Below are 8,226 nucleotides of genomic sequence, written 5' to 3' on the forward strand. Positions count from 1 at the left end.
GGGCGGGGAGTCCGAGCGAGAGGGCGAGCCCGCCGAGGGGCTCGACCAGATTCGGCCCGGCGACGGCGCCGGCCGTGGTCGAGACGAGGGCGATGCTGATCGCGGTGCCGCGACGCTCGGGCAGGGCGAGGTCGGTGCCGGCGTAGCGGGCCTGCAGGTTCGCGGCGCTCCCGGCGCCGTAGACCAGGAGCGACACCCAGAGCAGCGCGATCCCGTCCGTCGCGGCCGCGACGACGACTCCGATCGCCCCGACGCCGCCCGCGGCGAAGCCCAGACCGAGACCGAGCCGCCGACCGGAGCGCTGCGTGAGGCGCCCCATGAGGAACGCGGCGAGAGCCGACCCGAGGGTGAAGAGCGCCGTCGGGATGCCGACGAACCCCTCCGAGCCGAGCAGCTCCTGCGCGAGCAGCGCGCCGACCGTCGCTCCGGCGGCCAGCCCCGCTCCGCCGAGCACCTGGCTGAGCACGATGACGATCAGGGTGCGCCGCTGCACCCGCGCGCGCTCGACCTCGGCCCCGGTCACCATCCGCTCGTCAGCACCTCGTCGAGCTGGTCCGCGAAGAAGTCGGCGCTCTGGATCGTGAAGCACAGCGGCGGCTTGATCTTCAGCACGCACTGGCGGTCGGAGGTGGGCTGCACGATCACGCCGCGCTCGCGGAGGCGCTCGCAGATCGCGCGGGTCTCCTCCGTCGCCGGCTCGAGCGTCTCCCGATCGCGCACGAGCTCGAGGCCCAGGTAGAGGCCGTGGCCGTGCACGGCGCCGATCAGGGGATGCCGCTCGGCCAGCTCCTCCAGACGGCTGCGGAGGTGGGCGCCGACGGTGCGCGCGTTCTGCTGCAGTCCCTCGCCCTCGATCACGTCGAGCACGGTCAGACCGATGACGGAGCTGACGGGGCTGCCGCCGGCGGAGGAGAAGAAGTAGCCCTGCGAGCGGTAGCGCTCGGCGATCTCGCGGGTCGTGATCACGGCTCCGAGCGGGTGCCCGTCGCCCATCGCCTTGGCCACGGCCACGACGTCGGGCACGACGCCCTGCTGCTCGAAACCCCAGAACCAGTCGCCGAGGCGGCCGTAGCCGACCTGCACCTCGTCGGCGATGCAGAGGCCGCCGTGCGCGCGGACCGCCGCGTAGACCGCCGCCAGATACCCGTCGGGCAGCGGGATGCCGCCCGCGTTGCCGTAGTAGGCCTCGGCGATGAACGCGCCGGGCGGAGTTCCCGCGGCCGCGAGCGCCTCGATCCGCGCCACGGCCTCCTCGGCGTAGCGGGACGCATCGTCACCGCGGTGGAGGCCCCGGTAGCTGTTGGGGGCGTCGAGCGCGTGCACCCAGGGCGGGCGCGTCTCGAGGGCGTCGGGGTTGTCGGCGACGGAGGTCGAGACGGCGTCCGAGAGCGCCGTCCAGCCGTGGTACGCCTCGCGCACGGCGAGGACGTCGTCGCGTCCGGACCACGCGCGGCCGATGCGCAGGGCGAGATCGGCCGCCTCCGATCCGCTGTTCACGAGCAGCACGGTGTCGAGCTCCTCCGGGAGCAGTCCCGCCAGCCGCTCGGCGAAGTCGCCGATCGCCGGGTACGAGAAGCGCGAGTTCGTGTTGAGCAGACGCCACTGCCGGGCGACGCGCTCGGCCAGCAGCGGGTGCCCGTGGCCGATCGACGTGACGTTGTTGAGCACGTCGAGGTGCACGCGTCCGGAGTCGTCCACGAGGTGCTCCCGCCAGCCGCGCAGCATCGTGGGCGGCTCCTCGAAGTAGTGCTCCTGCACGTCGGCCAGGTGCGCCAGCCGGCGGGGGAGGACGGTGGCGTCGGGAAGAGGCGCGGGCAGGGAGCGGCCCAGGAGCAGGGGAGTGGCGTCGAGCACGACGTCGAGCCAGGCGTCGGCCCACGACCCTCCGGCGAAGAGCGGCGGTTCGATCTCCTCGAACGCGCGGGGGAGGGCCTGCGCGCGGACGGCCGAGGCGACGCGTCCGATGCGCTCGCCCGCCGTGAGGCCGGCGCCGACCGCCGGCGCGTCCTCGACTCCCTCGAGACGGAGCAGCACCGACTCCCCGCGCAGGACCAGCGTCCCGGGGGCACCCTCGACCACCTCCGCGTCGACGGGCGCGACCAGCTCGGCGGGCTCGGCGAGGTGCAGCGCGACGTGCAGGGCGACGGTCCCGGGCTCGTGCGCCGAGTGCGGCCGCGCGCGGGTGAGGCGGCGCTCGCCGTGGCGGAGCACCGCGGCCGGCGCGTGCTCCAGCGCCTCGGCGACGAGCGCCTCCTCGATCCCCGGGTCGAGCCAGCGACCCTCGTCGAGCGCGGGGCTCTCGGGCGAGAGGTCGATCACGGCGGCCTCGACGTCGAGCGCGGGCACCGTCGTCGTGACGGGCGACGGAGCGGAGCTGCGGCCCAGCGCGCGGCGCACCAGCGCCTGCAGCACCGGCAGGGGAGCCGCGGTCGCCCGCTCCAGGATCAGCTGCTCGTGCTCGAGGTTCTCGCGCGCGTACTCGTTGCCCGGGTCGCCCGCGAGGACGTCGTGGGCGCTCACCACCAGCACGGCCGCCCGCAGCACGACGAGCGGCCAGAGCGCCTCCGCCTCGGCATCCGACAGCGGACGCACGGCGTCGTAGGCGACCGCCGCCCGCAGCACCGAGGCGGCGTCGGCGTCGGCGTGGTGCAGGAGCGACGAGAGCGTGACCGCCAGCTCGCCGACGGCCCATCCCGCGCCCAGGTCGCCGAAGTCGATGACGCCGTCCGGCACCGCGCCCGCGTCGACCACCACGTTGTCGTCCGTGAGATCGCCGTGCACGAGCTGCACGGGCAGCGCCGCGGCGAGCGGAGCGACGACCGCGAGCGCCTCCCGGGTCGCCGTGCCCAGGAGCCGCGCGGCCCGCCGCGGCACGCGCCCGATCAGCGCGCTCACGACCTCTCCGCCGCGCCGAAGATCCCACTGCCCGGGCTCCTCGAGGCCGTCGAGCGGATGCGCGGCGAGCGCAGTGTCGAGGCGGGCCGCGAGCCCGCCCATCGCGCGGACGACCGCGGGGGAGAGGTACCCGGAGCCGGACAGCGTGCGACCCGGCACGAAGTCGAGCACGCGCGCGGTGCAGTCCGCGTCGCCGAGCCGGAGCTCCTGCAGCACCCGGCCCTCCCGATCCGCGATCGCGCGCGGGAGGCGGAGCCCCGGCAGTTCGTCGGCGAGTCTCGCGACCGCCCGGGTCTGCGCCGCGACCACTCCGCTCGGAGTCGCCGGGTTGGCGACCTTGAGCAGCAGCCGGCGCCCGTCGGCCTCGACGAGCACGTTGCGGTCCTGGTTGCTCCCCAGCTCGTGCAGCGTCCCCTCGATCCCGTACCGCTCCCGGAGCAGGTCCCGAGCGCGGTCGTGATCCAGCGCGGGCGGAGGCGGCGGGGCGACGGAGGAGGCGGGTTCGACCGGCATGGCGTGGTCCTGTCGTGCGGAGGGCTCGGGTGCGTCCATGATCCTCCCTCAGGCTCCTGCGTCGAGCGCGGAAGGGTCGACGCACGAGGGTGGGTCCTTCGGAACCTCCGCCGGGAGGCGACCTCAGCGGCGATCGTGCGCGACGACCGCTCTCAGCAGGGGTTCCGCCCGCCGACCGGCCCGGTCAGCCCGCGTACGCCGCCGGGTCGAAGCGCCCGAGCTCCTCGCGGAACGCGAACGCGAAGTCCGGCCACAGCAGCGTCAGCCGCTTCGAATCGGCATCGACGTACCAGCTCTCGCAGCCGCCGTTCGTCCAGACGGTGTCGGCGCTGAGCGCGTCGATCCGGGAGACGGAGGCGGCCTCGGCCTCCGAGGTCACCTCGAGCGCCCCGGCGCCCGAGCGGTCGCGGTGGTCCAGGGCGGCGAGCACGTAGGCGAGCTGCGACTCGATCATGTGCACGGCGGAGTTGTGGCCGAGACTCGCGTTGGGGCCGTTGATCACGAACAGGCTCGGGAAGCCGTGCACCGCCGTCGACGCGTGGGCCCGCATCCCGTCGGCCCAGTGCTCGGCGAGCAGCCGACCGCCGCGGCCCCGGACCCGGCGCGCGAAGGGCGGCCGCGTCGAGTGGAACCCGGTCGCGAAGACGAGGACGTCGACCTCGTGCGGGCGAGCGTCGTCGCCGATCGCCGCCGAGCCCTCCACGCGGCGCAGCGGACCCGGCACGACGCGCACGTGCTCCTGCGTCAGCGCCGGGTAGTAGTCGTCCGAGAGCAGCACCCGCTTGCAGCCGATCTCGTAGTCGGGTGTCAGCACGGCGCGGAGCGACGGGTCCGCGACCTGCGCCGCGAGGTGCCCGAGAGCCTCGTCGCGGAGCCTGTCGATCGCGGCCGGCACTCCGACCCGTCCGGCGAAGCCGAGCTCCGCGCGCCAGAACAGCTCCTCCCGGAGCCGCTGCACCGCGCCGGGCACCCGGGCCAGCGCGCGCCGCTCGGCGGGAGGGTACTCGCGGTTCCGCCGCGGCACCACGTACGGCGCCGACCGCTGGAAGAGCACCACCTCGGCCGCCCGCTCCGCGAGGTGCGGCACGATCTGCACCGCGGAGGCTCCCGACCCGACGACGCCCACGCGCGCTCCGTCGAGGTCGACGTCGTGCCGCCAGCGAGCGGAGTGGAACGCGGATCCCGTGAAGGAGGAGAGGCCAGGGACACTCGGCAGACGCGGCTCCGACAGCCGACCGGCGCAGACCACGAGCACCGCGGCCGACCAGTCGCCGCACGAGGTCCGCACGTCCCACCGCTCCGACTCCTCGTCGAACTGCATCCCGAGCACGTCCGTGCCCAGGTGCAGGTGCGGCTCGAGGCGCTCGCGCACGACCACGCCTTCCAGGTAGGCCTGGATCTCGGCGCCCGGCGCGTAGAACGCCGACCAGTCCGGCTCCGGTGCGAACGAGTAGGAGTAGAGGTGCGAGGGGATGTCGCAGGAGACGTTCGGGTAGTGGTTGTCGCGCCAGGTGCCCCCGACCCGCTCGGCGCGCTCGAGCACCGCGAAGGAGGCGCCGCCGCGGCGGGCGAGCAGCGCCGCGGCTCCGATGCCGGCGAAGCCCGCGCCGACGACGAGGACGTCGACCTCGACGGCCATCAGACGCTCATCCGGGGCAGCACGCTGCCCGCCGCGTCCCGCGAGGGATCGGCGAGGAAGTGCTCGAGCAGGGCCAGCAGCTCCGCCGGGCGCTCGGCGAGCACCGCGTGGCCCGCCTCGATCTGGGCCCAGCGGGCGTCGTCGATCGTCCCGAGCAGGGCCTGCGCGCCCTCGATCCCCACGACGGAGTCGGCGGTGCAGCCGACGACGAGGGCCGGGATCGCGAGCCGCGCGGCCGCGTCCGCGGCATCGGCACGAGCGGCCGCCGCCAGCAGCACTCCCGCCTCCGGTCCGAACGGCGGGGTCCGATCCGGGCCCAGCTCGGCGAGCGAGCGCACGGCGACCAGGCGCGAGAGGTCCGCGCGCGCCGCCGTGTCGAGCGACTCCCACAGCCGCGCGGTGGCGACCAGCCGCTCCGTCGGCCGTGTCCAGCCCGCGATCAGCGCGAGGGCCCGCACCCGCGGATCCGCGGCGGCCTCGATCGCGACCGCGGCGCCGAGGGAGTGGCCGACCACGACGGCCTCCTCGGCACCGAGCAGGTCGAGCACGGCCGAGACGGCGCGCGGCCCGTCCCGCCACGGGTCCTCGAGGTCCAGGAGCTCCAGGGCCGCGACCCTCCGCCGGCGCGCGAGCATCGGCAGCAGGAGCACCCCGTCCGCTCTCGCCCCGCGTCCCGGACCCGTCAGCAGCACGACGACCGGCCCGTCGCCGGCCGTCCACAGGCGCACCGGGCGATCGTCCAGGAGCACCCTCGACTCCGTCACGAGCGACGCCTGCCGATCGAGGAACGCCTCGCGGCGGGTCATGACGCGCGTCGCGCCAGCGGGAGCCGCACCCGCACGGGTCCCGTCGCCGCGGGGGCGGTCCGCGGTACGGCGCGGGACGGATCGACGACGCCGTAGTCGGTCGTCCGCTGCCGCCAGTCGCGCCCGATCTCGCGCATCAGCCGGTCGACCGTCGTGATGTCGAGCGAGCGGTGCGCCTCGGCGCCCGACTCCGGTCGCAGAGCGCTGTCGAGCAGCAGCCCGCCCAGATCGTCCGCGCCGCCGCGCAGGAGCACCTGCGAGGCGTGCAGCCCGAGCTTCGTCCACGCCGTCTGCACGTGGTGGATCCGGCCGTGCAGGAGGAGGCGGGCGACGGCGTGCACCGCTCGCGTCTCGCGCAGGGTCGGTCCGCCGCGGGTGAGGGCCACGACCTCGGCGGGCGCCTCCGCCGGCACGAAGGGCATGGCGATGAACTCGGTGAACCCGCCCGTCTCGTCCTGGATCGCGGCGAGCGCGCGCAGGTGCGCGATCTGCTGCTCCGGGGTCTCGACGTGCCCGTAGACCATGGTGGCGGTGGAGCGCAGGCCGTGGCGGTGCGCGGTCGTGACGGACTCCGTCCACTCGGCGGTGCTCGGGTCGGTGCCCCGGCTCAGGATCGCGCGGACGCGGTCGTCGAGGATCCGCGCGGCCGTCCCCGGCACGCTCGACACGCCCGCCTCCTGCAGCGCGTCGAGCATCTGCGGCACGGTGCGCCCCGACCGCGCGGCGGCGTCGCGGATCTCGGCCGGTCGGAACGCGTGCAGGTGCAGCGAGGGCTGCCGCTCGTGCAGGGTCCGCGCGATGAGCAGGAGGTCGTCGCCGGGGAGTCCCGGCGCGAGCGCTCCCTGCAGGCACAGCTCGGTCGCGCCGAACGCGACGGCCTCGTCGGCGAGCTCGCGCAGCGCGTCCTCGTCGAGCCCCGAACGCCAGAGCGAGGTGTCGACGTTCATGTTCGCCACGACCGAGACGATGTCGCCGACCGCCCAGCGGCGGACGTCGTCGGCGAGGGCGGCGAGCGCCTCGAGGTCGTCGCCGTCCGCCGCGAGCAGCGCCTCGTAGTCGGAGTCGCCGAGACCGGCCGGATTCGCCGCGGCCCGCCCGAGGACGGGCGCGAGAGCCCAGGACGGCACCGGGCGGGCGGGCGCCTCGAGCTCCTCGCGGTACGGCCGGGGGAGCACGGGGGCCGCCTCGTCGGCGAGCCACGACTCCGGATCGGCGAGCGCCCGGACGTAGGGCGCGACCCGCGGATCGATCCACGTCGCCGCATCGCGCAGGTACTGCGGGTGCGCAGTGAGGCGCTCGCGCAGCCGGTACTCGGCCGCCGCCGTCAGCCGCGCGAGATCGTCGATGTTGGGCCAGGGCCGCTCCGGATTCACGTGGTCGGCGGTCAGCGGGCTCACGCCGCCCCAGTCGTCGATCCCCGCGCGGATCAGCAGCCCGAGCTCCTGCTCGTCGGTGAGGTTCGGCGGAGCCTGGATCGTGACGTCGGCCCCCATGACCAGTCGCGCGACGGCCACGTTCGCCACGTACTCCTGCAGCTCGAGGTCGACCTCGTTCTGCATCGCCGTCCGCGGCTTCGCGCGGAAGTTCTGCACGATGCACTCCTGCACGTGGCCCCAGCGCTCGTGCGACTCGCGGATGGCGAACAGGGCGTCCGCCCGCTCCGCGTCGTCCTCGCCGATGCCCAGGAGCACGCCGGTGGTGAACGGCACGCGGCTGCGGCCCGCGTCGTCGAGCACGCGCAGGCGCAGCGCCGGATCCTTGTCGGGCGAGCCGTAGTGCACGCCGCCCTTCTCGGACCACAGGCGCTTGGCGGTCGTCTCGAGCATCATGCCCATCGACGGCGCGACCGGGCGCAGCCGCTGGAGCTCCGCCCACGACATCACTCCGGGATTGAGGTGCGTGACCATGCCGGTCTCGCTCATCACCAGCACCGCCATCGCCCGCACGTACTCCAGCGTCGAGGAGTAGCCGTGCTCGGCGAGCCAGGCGCGCGCGACGGGCCAGCGGTCCTCCGGGCGGTCGCCGAGGGTGAACAGGGCCTCCTTGCAGCCCAGCGCGGCCCCTGCTCGGGCGACCTCGAGGATCTCCTCCGGCTCCATGAACGTCGACTCGCGCTTGGCGAGGAGCCCCCCGGGCGTCTCGACGAAGACGCAGTAGTGGCAGCGGTCGCGGCAGAGCTTGGTCAGCGGCACGAAGACCTTGCGCGAGTAGGTGATCACGTCCGGCCGACCGCGGCGGGCGAGGCCCTCGTCGCGGAGGGCGCCCGCCGCGGCGAGCAGCAGCTCGAGGTCGTCGCCGCGAGCTCCGAGCAGGAGCTCGGCGCTCGCCCGGGTGATCGGCTCCCCGTGCGCGAGGCGGTCGAGGACGGTGGCC

The 8,226-nt window shown here is 75.1% G+C and carries 5 protein-coding genes; all 5 read right to left on the bottom strand.

What is annotated here, in order from left to right:
- A partial coding sequence (locus tag IOC53_RS18140) for an MFS transporter (RefSeq protein ID WP_374070894.1) occupies positions 1–523 on the bottom strand: 523 nt, incomplete at its 3' end.
- Positions 520–3,408 carry an aminotransferase gene (locus IOC53_RS18145; protein ID WP_207407940.1) on the bottom strand — a complete coding sequence of 963 codons (2,889 nt, stop codon included), beginning with the start codon at positions 3,406–3,408 and terminating at the stop codon, positions 520–522. The genes IOC53_RS18140 and IOC53_RS18145, both read right to left, overlap by 4 nt.
- Positions 3,409–3,592: 184 nt before the next feature.
- Positions 3,593–5,047, bottom strand: a complete 1,455-nt coding sequence (locus tag IOC53_RS18150) for an NAD(P)/FAD-dependent oxidoreductase (RefSeq protein ID WP_207407941.1) — start codon at positions 5,045–5,047, stop codon at positions 3,593–3,595.
- Positions 5,047–5,853, bottom strand: a complete 807-nt coding sequence (locus IOC53_RS18155) for an alpha/beta fold hydrolase (RefSeq protein ID WP_207407942.1) — start codon at positions 5,851–5,853, stop codon at positions 5,047–5,049. Before IOC53_RS18155 ends, IOC53_RS18150 begins: the two co-directional genes overlap by 1 nt.
- Positions 5,850–8,226, bottom strand: a 2,377-nt coding sequence (gene cofG, locus IOC53_RS18160) for a 7,8-didemethyl-8-hydroxy-5-deazariboflavin synthase CofG (protein ID WP_242683532.1), incomplete at its 5' end; no start/stop codon positions are given. The genes cofG and IOC53_RS18155, both read right to left, overlap by 4 nt.

Origin of the sequence: Rathayibacter sp. SD072 (genome assembly GCF_017355185.1) — a bacterium.
GTDB lineage: Bacteria > Actinomycetota > Actinomycetes > Actinomycetales > Microbacteriaceae > Rathayibacter.

What these genes read in the sequence shown, in the direction of transcription:
- IOC53_RS18145 (WP_207407940.1), bottom strand. Translation starts at nt 3,408, where the DNA reads ATGCCGGTCGAACCCGCCTCCTCCGTCGCCCCGCCGCCTCCGCCCGCG.
- IOC53_RS18150 (WP_207407941.1), bottom strand. Translation starts at nt 5,047, where the DNA reads ATGGCCGTCGAGGTCGACGTCCTCGTCGTCGGCGCGGGCTTCGCCGGC.
- IOC53_RS18155 (WP_207407942.1), bottom strand. Translation starts at nt 5,853, where the DNA reads ATGACCCGCCGCGAGGCGTTCCTCGATCGGCAGGCGTCGCTCGTGACG.